This window comes from Haladaptatus halobius (assembly GCF_020618475.1).
In the GTDB taxonomy this organism is placed as follows: domain Archaea; phylum Halobacteriota; class Halobacteria; order Halobacteriales; family Haladaptataceae; genus Haladaptatus; species Haladaptatus halobius.
Window position 1 is genome coordinate 436,802 of sequence record NZ_CP085338.1, and the last position, 16,306, is coordinate 453,107.

The window sequence follows — 16,306 nt, forward strand, 5'->3', positions numbered from 1 at the left end:
GGTTATTCTCGTAACAGGAGCGAGTGGCTCGTTGGGTACGGCGACAGTCAAAGCATTCCACGATGCCGATGCGACCATCTGTATGAGCGCTCGCCATCTTCCAGAAGACGACGATGATACCGCACTCCTTGATGCTGACCGCGTTCACTTCTATAGTGGTGACTTCACGGACGAAGCCGCCGTCAGCCAGGTATTCGATTATCGACGATCACGGTCGCCTCGATGCACTCTGTACGCTGATCGGCGCGTGGCGAGGCGGAACCAATCTCGATCAGACTGGCGTCGACGAGTTCGAGTTTCTCATGGACGTCAATCTCAAGACGATGTTCCTGGCCGCAAAGCATGCCATTCCCCATCTACGCGAATCCGACGGGAATCTCGTGAGTATCAGTGCCCGTGCCTCGTTAGAGGATGACGAAGGGGACGGCCCGTACCGGGCAGCGAAAGCCGGCGTCCGACTCCTGACCGAAACAATTGCTGAGAAAAACCTCGGAAATGTCCGCGCGAACGCGGTCATGCCGAGCATCATCGATACGTCAGAAAACCGGAAGATGCTGCCTGACTCCGACCACGACGACTGGCCGACGCCCGACGAGATCGCACGCGTGATCCTGTTCCTCTGTAGCGATGCCGCGAACGTAACGAGCAGCGCTGCTGTCCCCGTGTATGGAGATATCTGAGCGTTTACCGCATCCAACGACACTCCCGCAGTTTCGAGTGGCTGCCCCCGGTGGGAATCGTCTCTCGACGTGGATGGACCACTTATCTATTCAACTCGGACGGAGAGGGCACGTCAAGCGGTTGGAGCTGTCCTTCGATCATCTCGCGGTCCTCTTCGAGCCATGGGGGAAGAAACAACGACTGCCCGAGCATATCGAGGTCGGCTTCGACTGTGAGTCCTGGCTGTTCTGTTGCAAGTTCGAACAGGATGCCACCGGGTTCACGGACATACAGCGAGTGGAAGAAGTGTCGGTCTTTCACCCGTGAGACATCGTAGCCACGCTCTCGAAAGAGGTCGTGCCATTCGTAGAGCTGATCCTTGTCTGACACCCGCACTGCGACATGGTGGATCGATCCGGCACCCTCCCGGCCGAAGTCACTGTCGCGGTCAAGAAGATCGATAACGGTTGCCCGATCGCCTGGTGACCGATATCGAACTCGGTCACCCTCCTGTCCGATTAGCTCGAAACCGAGCGTGTCGAGGACGCTCGCGGTGACGAAGACGTTCGCCGAAAGTAGCGTCACGCTGTGAATTCCGCGAATCGCATGCTGAGCCGGAATGGGCCCGTCGTCCCATGGCTCGACCGATGACTCGCCGGTTACGAGTTCGAGGTGCGTGCCGTCCGGATCGGAAAACCGGAAGACAGTCTGTTCGAACCGCTCAATCGGCCCGTCGACGTCCACACCATGTGCGGTGAGTCGATCTAGCCAGTACTCGATGGATTCGGGTGGAATGACGAGTGCGGCAGTACTAATCTGTGGTTTCCCGATTCGGCCGTCGTCTTCGGCAGGATACGGAAAGAAGGTCAGCACTGTGCCGGGGGAGCCAGTTTCGTCGCCGTAGAAGAGGTGACGAGTAAACTTTTCATTGAAGTTCACCGTCTGCTTGACGAGGCGAAGCCCCAGAACGCTCGTGTAGAAATCGACGTTCTGCTGAGCATCGCGAACGATACCCGTGATATGATGGATTCCTGGTGTGTCTGTGAGCATGGGCGTGGGTTGTCGGTCGTTCGGAGTCGAGCCACCCAGTGATTTCGATTTGGAATAGCTCGTGATTGGACGTCCCGCTTTTGTCCATCATGATCGGTGCACGTTGCTCCTCGACGGGTAGAGACGTCGGTGTCACCTACTATTTCGGATGGTAGCTGAGATATAAGCGACTTCACCACAATAGGGATATCACAATGTCACCGACCACTGCAGGCCTTCAACACGTGACCGCGATCGCTGGCGATCCCCAGCGTAATGCTGAGTAGTTCGTGACGGCAAACACTGCATCAACATCATCGACCGCATCCCGGAGGCTCTCTATATCGTTGAGATCGCCCTCAACGACTGTGACACCGCGATCCGCGAGTGCTTGGGCCTTCTCGCTTGTTGCATCACGAGTGAGCCCATACACGGAGAATTGGTTGTCATTCGCTGCGAGTAATCCATCGACGACTGCTCCGCCCTAGTTACCAGTTGCACCGACGACGAGAACACGTGTGGGCATAAATACCGCTTGAGCGCCGAGGTTCTTTGATGTACTGGAGACCCATACACAAGCAGGTGGTACGTCCGTTACCAGATTCGGTGACTGTTAGTCACACCTTTTAATGACGTGACATAGTAGTGTAATCTGACGATGCTATACGAGCAGGTCGGCAATCTCGAACTCCACATCGACGGGTCTGATCTCGAACCACACGAACGGGACACATCTAGCGGCTTCACCCGAGCTACGACTATCGTCTCGTTGCATGGCAACGGCGAAACTGGACAGGGCGAAGACGTCACGTACGACAACGAAGATCATACCACACTTCAGGAGTCGTCGGTGGAATTCCCCCTCACGGGAGAATACACGCTCGACGAGTTCTCGGCACAACTCTCCGAGATCGATTTCTTCCTCGGGGACGAGCCAGGGCAATCCATTTTCAGAAACTATCGGCAGTGGGCGTTCGAGAGCGCAGCGCTAGATCTTGCACTGAAACAAGCCGATACAAATCTCGCCGACCAACTCGACCAGGAGTACGACCCAGTGCGATTCGTCGTCAGTACGCGTCTCGATGATCCACCAACCGGCGACCGCATCATCGACTGGCTCGACCGAAATCCCGATCTGGAGTTCAAACTCGATCCTACCTCTGACTGGACGGACGACGTCGTCGATCGGTTGGCCGCAACTGACGCCGTTCGGACGCTCGATCTGAAAGGCCAGTATCACGGAACGACTGTCGACCAGCCTGCCGATCCTGTCCTCTACGAACGAGTCATCGAGGGGTTCCCGGATGCGCTCATCGAAGATCCGGCGTTAAACGACGAGACACGACCCTTATTCGAGGGACACGAAGGTCGCGTGACGTGGGACTACCCGATCCGCAGTGTCGAGACGGTCGGAGAACTGCCGTGGGAACCGGAGTGGCTCAACATCAAACCATCCCGGTTTGGTTCGGTTCAATCGTTGTTCGATACCATTGATTACTGTCGGAAACACGACATCCATATGTTCGGTGGTGGGCAGTTCGAACTCGACGTCGGTCGCGAACACATCCACGCGATCGCATCGCTGTTCTATCCGGACGCTCCGAACGACGTGGCTCCGCAGGCGTACAACGATCCGAACCCGAGTAGCGATCTCCCGACCAGTCCGCTTGCACCACCGCCGACTTCTCGGGGTCTCTCCTGGAGGTAGCGACACCCCCGTCGTCCGAAAAACATGGAGTAAGCTACCACGCCCTGAAGGGCGTGGCATTCCCCCACAATGAGGTTTCAGCCACACCCTTGGCGACGACGTGGCGGGCTATACGCCCAGCGTTCGGACAGACGGGACTGTTCGCTACAACGCCCAAACGGATTCTCGCGGCGTCCGCGATGAACGGATTCGACAAGGGGCTCGAGACAGTTTACGCTCGGAACTCGACGCCGATAACGGACGCAACGGCCACTCGGGGGCTCCGACTGCTCGAAGAGGGCCTCCGCCAACTCGGTGACCAGGCCGTGACCGAAGAAGTCCTCGAACCGGTCGTGGAAGGGGCCCTCTTGGTTCAGTACGGAATATCGAGACGCGGGAAAACGACGCTCTCGATCATTCACGCGTTCGGACACGGGCTGACACGCACTGACGAGGTCCAGCAGGGGGCCGCACACGGTATTGTCGCCCCGTACGTGCTCAGATACCTCTTCGAGAACGTCGATGGCCGGCGCGAGTTACTCGCAGAGGCGTTCGGTGTCGGTGACCGTCCTGACACAGCAACTGCGACTGTCGAGTCTGTAGAGCAGGTTCGTGACACACTCGGCCTCCCCGCACAGCTCAGGGATGTCGACGGTCCCGACCCAGCTGAATTCTCTGAGGTGGCAGAAACGATCCGTACCGATTCTTTCATGGCGAACGTCCCACGTGAATTGGATCCGACGACGGAGGAGATTGAGGCCGCGTACTGATGCGAGCCACGAAAAAGGACGAAACGTAGCCATCTGTCTGGCGCGGTGAATGCGAGGAACCTACTGGACGAGTGGCAGAAGACTCGGAACCTGACAAACCGTTACGAAGAAAGCGGTTGTCCTATTCGACGAGTTCCGCAACCATCGTGGAGACGTGGTCGACCTCGTCTTGGTTGATGCCGTGTCCCATCCCCTCGTAAAGGCGCTTGGTCACGTCACTGTTTAGCTGCTCGAAAATCATCGCCGATTCGTGAACCCGTTGTTCGGAAATGTGCGGATCGACGTCGCTGCAGCCGAGGAACACCGGGGTCTCTTCGAGGTCACCGTCGTAGTCGTCAGGATCGACGGTTTCGCCGATGAGTCCACCGCTCAACACGGCGAGTCCTCCGTAGCGTGTTGGATTACGCGCGACGAACTCGCTGGCGAGACACGCGCCTTGGGAGAACCCGAGTACCATGATACGATCCGTCGGGATTCCCGCCTCGTTAGCCTTCCCCACGGCATCCCCCACGGCCTGTAAGCCAGAGGTCCGCCCGGGTTCATTCGACTCGACGGGGGCAGTGAACGCGTTCGGATACCAGGTGTTTCGAGCGGCCTGTGGCGCGAGATACGCGACCCCGTGCTGGTGGAACTCATCGGCCATCTGAACGATGCTCTGTGCGGTCGCACCGCGTCCGTGCACGAGGACGAGCGCAGCCTCAGCGACATCGAGGGGTGCCCCAGCCGTCACGAGGGGTTGGTCTTGGTGTGGTCCAGTCATCTTAGTCCGCTCCCGTCGTAATGGCGGTTTCAATCTCGGGAAGACGTTCTTCGAGCATCGTCCTATCACTCTCTAACCACGGCGGCAACTTTAGCTCCGTCCCCAGATCCGAGGCGGACTCGTCGCGAGTGAAGCCCGGTCCCTCGGTCGCGATCTCGAACAGAATTCCACCAGGCTCTCGGAAGTAGATCGACTTGAAGTACTGTCGATCCTTCTGCGGCGTCACCCGGAGCCCGATTTCCGAGAGTGGCGCGAGCCACTCCTCTTGGGTCTGCGTATCGGGAGTCCGAAACGCGACGTGGTGAACGGTTCCGACACCCCGTTGGCCTCGCTGAGCACCCGGCCGATCGAGAACGTCGATGACCGAGGCGCGAGTACCGGCTGTCTTGTATCGCGTCCGATCTCCATCCTGTGCAATTGATTCGTATCCTAACGTCTCGAGCACTGTGCTCGTCTGCTCGGGGTTGAGGGAATCCAGCGTCACACTGTGGAACCCACGGATAGCCTTGTCTGCAGGGACCGGCCCATCGGTCCACGGTTCGATATCACTCGTGCCGGTCACGAGTTCCAACGGCTGTCCGTCGTGATCGCGGAACGGGACGACTGTTTCGTCGAACCGGGTGTGTGGCGTATCGACATCGACGTCCTTCGATTCGAGCCGGTCGATCCAGTAGTCGACAGAGCCCTCGGGAATAACGAACGCGGTCGCGCTCGTCTGCCCACGTCCAACGCGGCCCTGTCGAGCACCCTCGAACGGGAAGAACGTCAGCACGGTGCCTGGGGTGCCGACATCATCACCGTAGTAGAGGTGATACGTGTATTTGTCGTCGAAGTTGACGGTTCGCTTGACGAGGCGCAGCCCGAGGACTTCCGTATAGAAGTCCACGTTCCGCTGTGGATTACTCGAGATGGACGTTACGTGGTGGAGTCCGGATGTTTCGGTAATCATGTATTGTTTGTGTTTGGGTTCGAAATCTAATCTCGAAGGTCGGACGTTTCTTGGGCAATTAGAGCCCGAGACCGACGCCCAGCGCGTAGGCCCAAGATTCACTGCTGAGGACGAGGAAGACCAGCGACGCGCCGAGGAGTTCGACGTTCTTAATGAAGTTCGTCATCTCGGCCTGCTGCTGGCCGTCGGGCACGGCCCAGAAGTCGTGCATCATCGGCGTCGTAACGAGGAGGAAGACCGCGACCGCCCCGGCGGCAATCGCAGGGAACACTCCAAGTACGATGCCAAGCCCACCGAAGATGAGTATGCCGCCGGACAACAGGACGCTCGCTCGGGCTGCGGGGACGCCCTTCGATTGGGCGTACCCGCTCATCGCGTCAGCATTCTGGAAGTGGTTGAGCCCCTGGAACGCGAGCAGGCCGCCGAAGAGTATCCGTGCGACGAGGAATCCGATCGCGCCGAGACCAGCATCGATTGCCATTATCGGCTCACCTCCTGCGTCTGGGACTGGTCAGTGTGCGGTGCAAGCAGTTGTGTTATCGTAGCTGGTATCACGACGTTAGTTAGTTCGTTCTAGAACCTATTTATACCTTATCTGACATCAGTGATATTAGGTGGAGTCAGTGTTAGCCGGTTACGGCGGTGTTACTTCAGGTTTCATATCGATACCAGGTTCGGAAGCGAACCTATTAGTGAATCCGGCACATACGGATGGCCAAGGAGCAGACCAATGGCTCAAGCAAATAGACTGTCCGAAGCTGAAGAACAGTACGACGAGGGAGCGTGCTCGGTTATTGATTCACTGAACCAGATCGGCTCCCAGTGGCGACTCATCGTTCTCCATGACCTCCAGGACGGTGAAAAACGCTTCAACGAGCTCAAGCGCTCGACCGGAGCAAGTTCTCGAACTCTCTCTCGGGTCCTTGACGATCTACAGGAAACCGACTTTGTTACACGCCGACTCGAAGAAGATGCGCCCGTCGCCACGTATTACTCACTAACGGAGAAAGGCCAGTCACTCTGTCCTATCTTCGAAGAAATCGAAGCCTGGTCTGAGGAGTGGCTGTAGGATCCAAGGCCAAAACCAATCGTTTTTTGAAGACGGTGCAACCACTAAACGAATCTTCATGGTCGACCATGTATTCCCTTTGTAGGTGGGAATAGGCTACCAAGGATAATGGGTGTACGGTGTCGTGACGTATCCTACTTAAATGGAGCATGCATCCGACGAACGGTCGGGCCTAGACTGATTCGAAACCTAGATACCCGAACGTTTATCAGTTCAATAGATTGCAAGCGAGCGAATGCCTGCTGGCTCCCATGCCGCATCGACCATGTTCCGTCCCAACCAGTGTCCGAAACACGTTCGAACGTCAGCAGGGATTTCACGTTGGGCCTTTCACCTCCGAACTAGGGTCAATTCGTGGCAACGCTACGTTCCTTCATCGGGGGTTACATCAAACGCGTTGAGTACGCAGGCGAGCAGGCTGTAATATCCAATCGTTGCGGTCAAGTCGGTTATTCCCTGGACGCCGAAGTAGTCTTTCGCAGTGCGGAAGAGGGCCTCTGGGACCTCGTGATCTCGAAGCAGTGCCCGTCCGTATCGGACGATTATAGCCTCCGTTTCAGTCAGGGCATCGACGCTTCGTCGGTCAGTCACAACCTTGAGAGCCTCGTCTCGAACACCCGCTTCACGAGCGAGCGGCTCGTGGACTGCCCACTCGTAGGCGCAGTCGAACTCTCTCGCGGTCGTAAGGATCGCCAGCTCTCGCTCCTGGCCGGACAGTTGGCTCTCGAAGCGAATGTACGTCCCAAGATGACCGACCCTCCCACCGACTTCCGGACTATTCAGAAGTACGGTAAATGGCCCGCTTACCTGCCCTCGACTCTCTTCAATGAGGTCGAAATTGTGACGGTGGCCTTCCGGAATCTCCTCTCTATTCGTGATAGCTGAAACTCTAGGCACGTGGTCGTCCATGCATTCTCTGGCCAAACGACGTCGATGTGTAAATAGTTGCTCTCAGCGGACGTCCGTAATCGTTTTTCGTTTTCGCTATTTTTCATCAGCGAGAGAATCTCGCCGTTTACGGCGGGCGAGGATGTCACCAGGCACAACAAGACAGGAACTAATGTGGCCTATCTCGTTTGTCGGGACTGATCGCGATCGCTATGTTCCCTTGTGGAACAGTAATCCAGTGATTCTTGTCTGACTGCTAGCTGTCAGGGACACGGCCGGTATTCTATGCGAACCGCTACTACAGCAGCTGCCAGTGGTGCCGATCTGTCAGTGAGTTCTAGGCGGGAGTGATGGATCACTCCGAAAGCCCCCATGCGCTCGATGTCCGCGTCTCGCTGCGCTCCTCACTGCGTTGCGGTGCTTACGTCGGCTTGCTCGTCGAGCGCCCGGCCCCTTTCAATCCCATCCCGTTTAGGGTGAGAGGGTTGGCTTTCCACTGTCTGGATTGTGGTAAACCAAGGATATCCTCTTGGAACCAGCGGTAGTCTGAAGTACATGGACTTTGAACAAACGGTCATGACTCAGACACCCGATTCCGGTCGGATCCTCCCTGATGGTGGCATTGACACACTCGACCCACCAACCGACGCGTTGAACGAAGCGATGCTCACCCCGGAAGCACTCGCACAGAACGCACCTGGGTTAGAAACCGTCGTCGAGCTTCTCAATCACTCAGCGCTCACTCGTGTCTATGTGTACATCTGCTACTGGGGGCCTGTGTCGCCACCAGAGGTGATGGATGGGCTCGAGCTGTCCAAATCGACCACATACGAATACGTCGACCGACTCGCCGCACTTGGTCTCGTCAAACGTGACGAATCAACCCGCCCACAGCAGTTAACCGCCGATCCCATTATCCTCATCGAGCAACGCCTCCCGATCATCATTACGCCGACCGTGCTGCATGCCTTCGCGCTACAGGAAGTCGACGAGGATATCGAGTATTTCGTCGATCGGTATGGAATTGGCAAGCTCATCGCGGCACTGCGCGGGGCGGGGCTGCACTTTGCAGGCAATACAACGCAGCGAATGATTGCAGACGACATCGACGTGCGGGATACGGAAGCGATGCTTATCGTGTACGCTCTCGTGCCAGCCCTTGCTGTCGGCCGTGAACACGATCCCTACTTCGAATATCTGTTCCCAGATGTCTATGACGAGATGGATCTCCCTGATCTCGAAGAGTTGGAGACGCCGGTCGAACCGCCGTTGAGCGACGAGTGAGCACGACAGATGGATCGAGACACGCCACTGTCCCCAGAGACGGACGTCCTCGTCGATGCGAACGTCTTCATCGCGATCGGCCATCCGACGAACCCGCGGTACAAACGATTCCGGCGAGCAGTGCAAACCGCCGATGTCGTACTCAAGCTGCCTAACCGGGTTATCGGTGAGATCGGTGGTCCAGAGACAGATCGTGTCCAGATCGCCCTTGAGGAAGGATGGGCCGAGGTCATCGACGCTCCAGCACCAACGGACGGGGATGCCGTCGCAGCGAGCGATATCGCCAGACGAACGATTGCAAACGAAACTGGCCGACCCGAACATGAGGTCGAAAAGACGGATACGATACTTGCAGGACTAGCCATCCAATTCTGTAGAGACCGTTCGACGGCAGGCGTCATCGTGCTTACCGACGACAAGCCAGCCAGGAAGGGTGTTGAACAGGCTGTTGCCACCCAAGGCTATACGGATGCGATTTCCGTATATGGAGTGGCGGACATCATCGGCGATGATCCCGGTGACTCGTTGCGATTGATCTAAGTGGTTTCCGGAAAGCAAGCTACCGACCGGACGTGTGACCATGAGTTCCATATCGTCGATGAATGAACAACAGATTCCAGATCGATATACGGTTGCCTACTCTATAGAGAAGGCATCGAAATCAGTCTGTTCACCACTCTTTGCGTCGCTTTCGACATCCGGTGGCGGCTCATCGGGTAGCTGTGTCTTAAGAAAGGACGCGTCATAGTCACTCAAATAGATGTTGAGTTCGGCTGCGGCGATCGTAACACTGTAGCCCCGATTGAGGAAGTGCTGGACAACAGTGTCGAGTGCAGCGAAATCGATCTGCCATGCGTTGCCAGTCCACTGCCGGTGGGTTGTATCCCAGTCAAGTGCCTTGATGTCGGCTCTGTGCTCGTACGCAGCATCGAAGGTGATGATTTCTATGTTGTAGTCGTCGAATTCATACGTGTGGAAATGGAGATCACCTGTGCTGGACGTCCATGCGCTCACGACTCCGTCATCACTGGTTGCCACCCATAGATGTGAGGATTGCTGGGTCGTCATGGCTCCTCGACAGATACCGGTTGGGAACTCACCTCTTTAACGCCTTGTACCTTTCAGATCCATCCCGTGGCGACCGTCGAGATAGTGAGCGAATATTCAAGACTGTTTATGAGAATACAGAGGACATGGCCGCGTTTCGTCGAGCAGGTAATGAACAGGTCAACGTCTTCGACGTCGACGGTCTCTACCTGTTCAAGCACTACTTCGAGGGTGACGAAGTATTCGCTCAGCTCAAACCATACTACAACAACCACCAGTACCGCTTTGAAGTTCCGCCTGAGGATTTCGACGGAATCCGAGCATTTCTCGATACCTATGGATATGGGCTGGTCGTGGTCGATGCGCTCAATGCATTCGTCGTGGTCGTCACAAAGTATACAGCCCATCCGGACAACATCTTCAAAGCGTCAGTCATCCAGCGGAGTGTCGACGACTATAATTGCTTTCTGATGACTGATCAGGTCGCCGTCGAACAGGCCGTCCACGAGGGGGCAGCCCGACTCACGGATACTGACCTCGAAAATCCATTTTGAACCCGGTTAGGAATTACGTGAATCATTCGTAGCACAGTCTTAGAAACACTATCGAACGCTGGATCAGGGACTCAAACGTTGGATCGACATTTTCTACGCTTCGTTTTCTGGCCACGACGTTGCAACCATCACCAACTGGCTACGGCAATTCGCCTGGATGGGGAACCTGTACCTAAGTTAATAGCACTGTTAGTAGTTGGATGATAATTAAATATTTGGTTACTGTTGTTGTACTGCATGGCTTCACCGGGGACAGTCCGATTAATGACCGACCTCTGGGAGGACTCGTTGGATGGGATTTATCCGAGCGTCGACATCGAAACAGGCGAGGTCACATATCCTGAAGCGAAAGCTCGTCTCGACGAACGCGACGGCTCTGCCTTCGAAGTGTTGGAAACGCTCGCAGAACAGGACCGGCTGCACCGAGAGTTTCAGGAGAAACAGTATATCTGTCCTCACTGCGAGACGAAGGGGATGCAGTATACGTCCGCCTGTCCGTCTTGTAGCTCTCCAGAGACAATTCGGACGGAGCGATATCGTCATGCGGAGTGTGGTTTCGAAGGGATACACAACCAGTTCGTCGACGATGACGGCGTCGTTTGTCCAGAGTGTGAAACAGTCCTCGAATCGCACGATTATCTGAAATCAGAGGCCGCAAATTTCTGCCAAAACTGTGATACTGTATTCGAAACGGCGGAACACCGACTCCTGTGCCGAGACTGTCGTCTTATCAGTCAACCGACACGTGCAACCGAACACATCCTCTACCAATACCATCTCACAGACCAGGGAGCAAAGTGGATCGAAGAGCAATTAACCGCGCGACAGTTGGTCGCCGAAACACTGCAAAATAGAACGCTGCGGACGGAGATAGATACGACGGTGACTAATGGGTCGGGCGAGGAAGTTCCAGTTCACGTCTTTGGGCAGGACGAACTGCTAAATAACCACGTCGTCGCTGCGGTATACGAACGACCGGACGAGGGTGACATTACAAACCTTCTAGCGATCGCGTTAGACGTAGACGCGCAAGCAATAGTGGTCACGACGTCTGGAACGGTCGTCGGAGAAGATATCGACCAGCTCATTACCAATGATCAGATGACGATCCTTCAGTTGACGAAAGACGATACGCTCCAACGTGAATACGAAATCATCTCTGATCCAACCACACGAAACTCAATCGTCGCCCGTATCGCCAACATCTTCGAACCGCAAACCGGATAGTCCACCGCGAGAGCCACTGGTTCTCGCAGGTAAGCGGTACTTGAACTGGGACAGTACCCAATTTGTCCGGGATGAGTTGTTTGTTCGCGGGGTTATCCTCGGCGAACTGTCGGTCGAGACGGTGGACGAGTGGCTTACGACATGAATTGAATAGCGGAATTGCAGAGTAGCGAGGCGAAAGTCTCACCCAGTGTGGCTGGTCCGGGGTCGATTCTTCACTCAATGACTGGTGTTCGTCAACGGCCCGCCCCGCTCGCCGCTGCCGCCCTCCGCGTCGCTCGCGACCGACCAGTCCGGGCCTGCGGCCTGCGGCCGTTCCGGGCGTCTGGTCTCGCCGCCAGCACCAAGCGCGCGTCCGGTTGCGTCTCCCGCTGGTCGACGGACACGAAACCGGCTTGTGTGCTGGCCGCTCGCGTCGGGCGGATCGCCGCGCGGTGCTGGTACTGTCCTTCAACAGAGCGCGCTCGCTTCGCGCCCAAGGGACGCTCGCGAAGGCGCAAAGCGAGCGCGCGGAGGAGATGGATGAGTTGTGACTCGTATAGAAGTGAGTCACGGAAAAGACACGGTAGGAGACGCGCCTTCGGAACAGGTAGAGTTCCAATGAGTAGTAAACATACTATTGGTGAAAAAGTTTCGGTCGATGAACAGGCAATCAAATCTGACGAAGAGGAACAATTCGAGGGGGTTGAGAAAACACCCGAACTGCGGCCGTCGGTTGAGCAGACAATCCAAGGAAAAGTGGATACGAATCACCCAGATGGCGTTGGACGTGGACTGACGTTGGCGGCAAAAGAGCGGTTTGTGGCACGAGAAATGGAAATCACACGAACGCGTGAGCGGTGGGATCGGTCACAGGATTCGGAGCGGGAAGCGCAATGTCGGCGTGTGGCGGAAGCGGTGAGTCGAGAGCGGCGTTGTGCGTTCCAGGAGCGGGCGGCGAGTGTGGATCCGTGGTGTGACCCAGAGCGAGCAGATCCTCGTGAGGAGTTGGCTCAAGAGCAGTTGGCGGCGGTGAACAAGCAGGCAATGCGGTTAGCGAAGAAACTCGATGGGTGGTCGCGGGCAGCGATCAGTCGGCGGCTGGCTGAACGCGTCGTGGATGGGGCAGGTGTGATGAGTGCAGTCGTCGGGGTGTCCGAAGAATTGCAGACGGCGCCCGGGCAGGTGATTCCGATCGCAGACGTACAGGACGTCAATCGGAAGGAAGTGAGCATTCAGGGCGTCGTGAAAACGCTGTGGAAGCCATCGAGTCCAGCCATCCAACAAGTGGGATTACTTGAGGACGAGACGGGGACGATCAAGTTCACCGTGTGGCGAGCGTCACAGAAAACGATGGTGCGTGAGGGAGAGACCGTGGTGTTGCGATCAGTCGCGAAAAATTGGTACGAGGGGCGCGTCTCGGTGGCGGTGACTGGCTGGAGCGAGATTCACGTCCCTGGGCGCAGTCGGTGGTGGGAAACGTAGCCAGCTGATACAGACCTTCTTTTTGTTGAGTGCCGAGCCGACCCAGACCCCGCCGCCCCACCCTCCGCTCCGTGCTCGCGTCGCTGCGCGCGCAGCCACGACCGTACTACCTAGATGAGACATCAAATGAGAAACGTAGCAGTAGTGATAGCGAGGAGTAGGATAACCGCACAGACAGAGACGGTTAACCGCTTTTGCCGTCTACGCCGATGCCACTTTTCGAATTCGTACTTTCGTTTATGTGTCCTCCAGTAAATCCCCTGTTCACGATCACGAGTTAGAGATTCTTCACTAGAGTCCACCGACATTTCGTGATGTGGTTTGAGATGTTGATGGTATTTTCTCGCTCTGTTGGCTTTGTCTTCGTCGAAGAACTGTCTTCCATACGGACAGTGAGCCAGCACCATGTACAGAGACGTAGATGGTCGGTGTGTACGACTCGTCTACTGTGTATCCAGCCCCTGTCTCGGTCAGCGACCATCTCAGTATCTCGCCATCGAGATAATCGAATTTATACGCCATTGCCTCATCTCTCGGCGTTCAGGTCGTCCTCCAGATGATCAAGGCGGTCTTCGAGGTCGTCGATGTACTTCTGTTGCTCAAGGAGCATCGAGACGAGTGCCGGAATCTCGACGAATTGATGGTTCTGCAACCCGCTGGCGTCAGCGTGTGCTCGGGCATCCTCAAAGAGGCGGTCGAATACCTCCTGGTCGCCGTGTCGAAGCGCACGGCGATAGTCTGCCCATCGAGATTCCATGGCGCTGAGTGCGTCCCGATAGGTTGGATTAGTACGACCCATGCGCACTCACCTCCGTTGGAGAGTCCACACCAGCAACCCCTGGGTGATGGGTCGTGAGCACGCGCTTCCAGAACGCGAGCGTCGTCTGCGCCATCCCATTCTCGAGTGGGTACACCAACGTCTCGTATTCGTCGCCTGTGAAGCGTGGCCCGTACGGCGTCTGTTCGCACCGAATGATGTCATCTGCGCACTCTCGAATCGGAGCAGTCAGCGAATCGGCCGTGTGCTGGGTCACGAGCACGGGAATGTCGTACGTATCCGCAATCTCGCCGATGAGATCGACACCCGCCGAAAGCATTCGTTCACCGTCGCCACGCGGCAGATCCTCTGATCGATAGAACCAGTCAAATTTGGGGAGAACGACAACGGCTGTATCGTCCGTGAGTTCGGGTGCGAGATCCTGGCAGAGACTCTGGTGTTGCCACGGCGTGAACGCCCGAGCGATCCGAATACGGTCAAGAACACGCATCGACGGTGCGATTCTCGTCAGTGGTTCGGTGGTTCCGTGGCCGTGGGCGTCCACCCAGACGGCCGAACCACCCGCGAGGAGCAGTTGGTCGAGGACGAGCGACTGTAACGCGCCGGTCGCTCGCTCGTCCGCCTCAAGTAGTGTGATTCCACTGTCGAGCGTTGGGAGTTCCGGTTGATCGTGGCGCATCATCACGAGTCAACATATCGTTGGGACGGTACATAGGCAAGACAGGGTGATTTCCAATCCTTCCGAAAGAAACGATCAGCGGAGTCGATAGGTGCGAGTGCGATTCTTTCCCTCGGCGATAACCAGCCAATAGTGCTCCATTTTCTGCAGGTGGTTTCTGACAGTGCGATTCGTCTTTGGGTCGTCAACGCGCTCCTGATACAACTCGTAAGGTTCCCAGGGTTTAGTTTGCCTTCTTCGTCCAAAATCTCGTAGAGGGCGCGCTGATGGTCATTAAGTTGGTCGATGGTTTTCTGGCGGACTTCGTGGCGACCATCGGGAACCGCTTCGTGGTCGATATCGGTGGTGATCTGGTCAGTATTCGCTTGGTCGGCACGACGTGCAGCATTTCTGAGGATGCCGATCGCGACCCGTGCGTCCCCGGCGGCGTCGGCGATGATGGCCAGTTGTTCGTTTTCGATAGCGTGTTCCGAAAGCGTTCGTAGATGCAGGTGCTACGCCCTGCATTGAGCTAATCGTTTCCAGAACAGTCGAGGTACACACACTTGTCCTCTTCCGGCAAGAAACAGTCGGGGCACTCTGACCGCCGATCGACGAGCATATCGAGGCGATTGGCAACTGTCTCGTCGATGACGGACTGGAGTTGGTTCGCTTCCGTTCGAAATGCCTCGACATCCAGGACAGAGACGAGAAATCGTTCGATAATACAGTACGTCTCAAGGGCAGTGCGCGCCCGTTCAGTCCCCCTGTCAGTGAGCGTGACTCCCTTGTACTTCTCGTGTGTAGCAAGGTCTTGGTTCGCAAGCTTGCCAACCATCTCGTTGGCACTTGCTGGACTCACGTCAAGTGCGTCCGCGATTGCACCGGTCGCTGCTGGCTCGTCGGCCACCTGCTGGAGCAGGTAAATTACCTTCAGATACTGATCCGCAGTGTTCATTGATCCTCACTCATAACTGCGGTCACTTCCTCGACGCCTTCAGCTTCTTCCTCGCGAATCTCCGCCAAGGTTGCGATGAGGCGGTCACGGTCGATGCTGAATGCCGTGTCGCTGTTCTCGATCGCTGTAATCAAATCGTCATAGAATTTGTACGCTGACTCCTCACCGTGGAGTTGATCGTAGAGGATATCGTCGAAATCTTCGGGTTTCGACTGGCTATAGCGCTGCGTGACAAGCTGCTGAATACGATTGAATGGGATCGTCTCTGCATCTAGTTGGGTAATAAGTTCCTCAAGACGTTCTCGGTGTTCCGCTGATTCCTCGTTCGCATCCGTTAATAACGCTTGTACAGCGGGATCCGGCTCAAACTCATTACCGGTTGCGAGTGACTGGTAGTGGTTGCTGGCCCGTGCCTCGACGACCTCCTCCAAGACGATTCCAATTTGGAGGAGGCGAACCAATTGGTGGTCCGATGTGACACGGTTCCCCACGTTCATATCCTCTGTTGGTTAGCGTCCGGTGAT

20 protein-coding genes and 2 pseudogenes are annotated in these 16,306 nt (G+C 56.3%); 9 read left to right on the plus strand and 13 right to left on the minus strand.

Annotated elements, in window-relative coordinates:
• Positions 1-31 precede the first annotated feature (31 nt).
• A pseudogene (locus LIW51_RS29585) lies at positions 32-680 on the plus strand (SDR family oxidoreductase).
• An 82-nt stretch (positions 681-762) separates the two neighbouring features.
• Here the strand turns inward: LIW51_RS29585 and LIW51_RS29590 are convergent.
• Positions 763-1,710 carry a ring-cleaving dioxygenase gene (locus LIW51_RS29590; protein WP_227379121.1) on the minus strand — a complete coding sequence of 316 codons (948 nt, stop codon included), beginning with the start codon at positions 1,708-1,710 and terminating at the stop codon, positions 763-765.
• A gap of 217 nt (positions 1,711-1,927) precedes the next feature.
• Positions 1,928-2,122 (minus strand): NmrA family NAD(P)-binding protein, encoded by a 195-nt coding sequence (locus tag LIW51_RS29595; RefSeq protein ID WP_227379122.1) that lies wholly within the window; start codon positions 2,120-2,122, stop codon positions 1,928-1,930.
• Between the two features lie 225 nt (positions 2,123-2,347).
• On the opposite strand from LIW51_RS29595, the gene LIW51_RS29600 reads away from it, so the two are divergent.
• The gene (locus LIW51_RS29600) at positions 2,348-3,397 is read left to right on the plus strand and encodes an enolase-like domain-containing protein (RefSeq protein WP_227379123.1); all 1,050 of its coding nucleotides are present in this window, start codon (positions 2,348-2,350) and stop codon (positions 3,395-3,397) included.
• A gap of 137 nt (positions 3,398-3,534) precedes the next feature.
• Positions 3,535-4,146: pseudogene (locus LIW51_RS29605) on the plus strand (dehydroquinate synthase/iron-containing alcohol dehydrogenase family protein); the annotation flags it as partial.
• A 121-nt stretch (positions 4,147-4,267) separates the two neighbouring features.
• Here the strand turns inward: LIW51_RS29605 and LIW51_RS29610 are convergent.
• From LIW51_RS29610 to LIW51_RS29620, 3 genes are read right to left on the minus strand one after another with little or no spacing between them, the layout of a single operon-like run.
• Positions 4,268-4,906 carry an alpha/beta hydrolase gene (locus LIW51_RS29610; RefSeq protein ID WP_227379124.1) on the minus strand — a complete coding sequence of 213 codons (639 nt, stop codon included), beginning with the start codon at positions 4,904-4,906 and terminating at the stop codon, positions 4,268-4,270.
• A gap of 1 nt (position 4,907) precedes the next feature.
• Positions 4,908-5,855, minus strand: a complete 948-nt coding sequence (locus LIW51_RS29615; RefSeq protein WP_227379125.1) for a ring-cleaving dioxygenase — start codon at positions 5,853-5,855, stop codon at positions 4,908-4,910.
• Positions 5,856-5,913: 58 nt separating this feature from the next.
• Positions 5,914-6,336, minus strand: a complete 423-nt coding sequence (locus LIW51_RS29620) for a DoxX family protein (RefSeq protein ID WP_227379126.1) — start codon at positions 6,334-6,336, stop codon at positions 5,914-5,916.
• A gap of 249 nt (positions 6,337-6,585) precedes the next feature.
• Here LIW51_RS29620 and LIW51_RS29625 point away from each other — a divergent pair, with 249 nt between their 5' ends.
• Positions 6,586-6,924, plus strand: coding sequence for a winged helix-turn-helix transcriptional regulator (locus LIW51_RS29625; protein WP_227379127.1), 339 nt, complete (start codon positions 6,586-6,588; stop codon positions 6,922-6,924).
• A gap of 363 nt (positions 6,925-7,287) precedes the next feature.
• On the opposite strand, the gene LIW51_RS29630 is transcribed toward LIW51_RS29625, so the two are convergent.
• Positions 7,288-7,833: a carboxymuconolactone decarboxylase family protein gene (locus LIW51_RS29630; RefSeq protein WP_227379128.1), complete on the minus strand. Its 546-nt coding sequence runs from the start codon at positions 7,831-7,833 to the stop codon at positions 7,288-7,290.
• 534 nt (positions 7,834-8,367) lie between these two features.
• Here LIW51_RS29630 and LIW51_RS29635 point away from each other — a divergent pair.
• Together LIW51_RS29635 and LIW51_RS29640 are read left to right on the plus strand one after the other, a co-directional pair.
• Complete coding sequence (locus LIW51_RS29635) at positions 8,368-9,096, plus strand: DUF7437 domain-containing protein (protein WP_227379129.1); 729 nt, start codon at positions 8,368-8,370, stop codon at positions 9,094-9,096.
• A 9-nt stretch (positions 9,097-9,105) separates the two neighbouring features.
• Positions 9,106-9,636 (plus strand): PIN domain-containing protein, encoded by a 531-nt coding sequence (locus LIW51_RS29640; RefSeq protein ID WP_227379130.1) that lies wholly within the window; start codon positions 9,106-9,108, stop codon positions 9,634-9,636.
• A gap of 96 nt (positions 9,637-9,732) precedes the next feature.
• Here the strand turns inward: LIW51_RS29640 and LIW51_RS29645 are convergent, their stop codons facing one another.
• Entirely contained in the window at positions 9,733-10,164 is a 432-nt protein-coding gene (locus tag LIW51_RS29645) for a hypothetical protein (protein WP_227379131.1), read from the minus strand.
• A 125-nt stretch (positions 10,165-10,289) separates the two neighbouring features.
• On the opposite strand from LIW51_RS29645, the gene LIW51_RS29650 reads away from it, so the two are divergent.
• Both LIW51_RS29650 and LIW51_RS29655 read left to right on the plus strand, forming a co-directional pair.
• On the plus strand, positions 10,290-10,697 hold the full coding sequence (locus tag LIW51_RS29650; RefSeq protein WP_227379132.1) for a hypothetical protein: 408 nt from the start codon (positions 10,290-10,292) through the stop codon (positions 10,695-10,697).
• A 264-nt stretch (positions 10,698-10,961) separates the two neighbouring features.
• Positions 10,962-11,924 (plus strand): TackOD1 domain-containing metal-binding protein, encoded by a 963-nt coding sequence (locus LIW51_RS29655; protein WP_227379133.1) that lies wholly within the window; start codon positions 10,962-10,964, stop codon positions 11,922-11,924.
• A 236-nt stretch (positions 11,925-12,160) separates the two neighbouring features.
• Here the strand turns inward: LIW51_RS29655 and LIW51_RS29660 are convergent, their stop codons facing one another.
• A complete protein-coding gene (locus LIW51_RS29660) occupies positions 12,161-12,403 on the minus strand; it encodes a hypothetical protein (protein WP_227379134.1) in 243 nt (80 codons plus the stop codon).
• A gap of 121 nt (positions 12,404-12,524) precedes the next feature.
• Between LIW51_RS29660 and LIW51_RS29665 the strand changes: the two genes are divergently transcribed.
• The gene (locus tag LIW51_RS29665) at positions 12,525-13,388 is read left to right on the plus strand and encodes a DNA-binding protein (protein WP_227379135.1); all 864 of its coding nucleotides are present in this window, start codon (positions 12,525-12,527) and stop codon (positions 13,386-13,388) included.
• Between the two features lie 526 nt (positions 13,389-13,914).
• Here LIW51_RS29665 and LIW51_RS29670 read toward each other — a convergent pair.
• Genes LIW51_RS29670 through LIW51_RS29690 form a run of 5 tightly spaced genes read right to left on the minus strand, consistent with a single transcriptional unit; the run spans position 13,915 to position 16,279 of the window.
• On the minus strand, positions 13,915-14,187 hold the full coding sequence (locus LIW51_RS29670; protein WP_227379136.1) for a DUF8156 family protein: 273 nt from the start codon (positions 14,185-14,187) through the stop codon (positions 13,915-13,917).
• The gene (locus LIW51_RS29675; protein WP_227379137.1) at positions 14,174-14,848 is read right to left on the minus strand and encodes a P-loop NTPase family protein; all 675 of its coding nucleotides are present in this window, start codon (positions 14,846-14,848) and stop codon (positions 14,174-14,176) included. The genes LIW51_RS29670 and LIW51_RS29675 overlap by 14 nt, the downstream gene beginning before the upstream one ends.
• Positions 14,848-15,336: a hypothetical protein gene (locus LIW51_RS40135; RefSeq protein WP_438267463.1), complete on the minus strand. Its 489-nt coding sequence runs from the start codon at positions 15,334-15,336 to the stop codon at positions 14,848-14,850. Before LIW51_RS40135 ends, LIW51_RS29675 begins: the two co-directional genes overlap by 1 nt.
• Positions 15,337-15,356: 20 nt before the next feature.
• On the minus strand, positions 15,357-15,782 hold the full coding sequence (locus tag LIW51_RS29685) for a metal-dependent transcriptional regulator (protein WP_227379139.1): 426 nt from the start codon (positions 15,780-15,782) through the stop codon (positions 15,357-15,359).
• Positions 15,779-16,279, minus strand: coding sequence for a ferritin-like domain-containing protein (locus LIW51_RS29690; protein WP_227379140.1), 501 nt, complete (start codon positions 16,277-16,279; stop codon positions 15,779-15,781). Before LIW51_RS29690 ends, LIW51_RS29685 begins: the two co-directional genes overlap by 4 nt.
• Positions 16,280-16,306 lie beyond the last annotated feature (27 nt).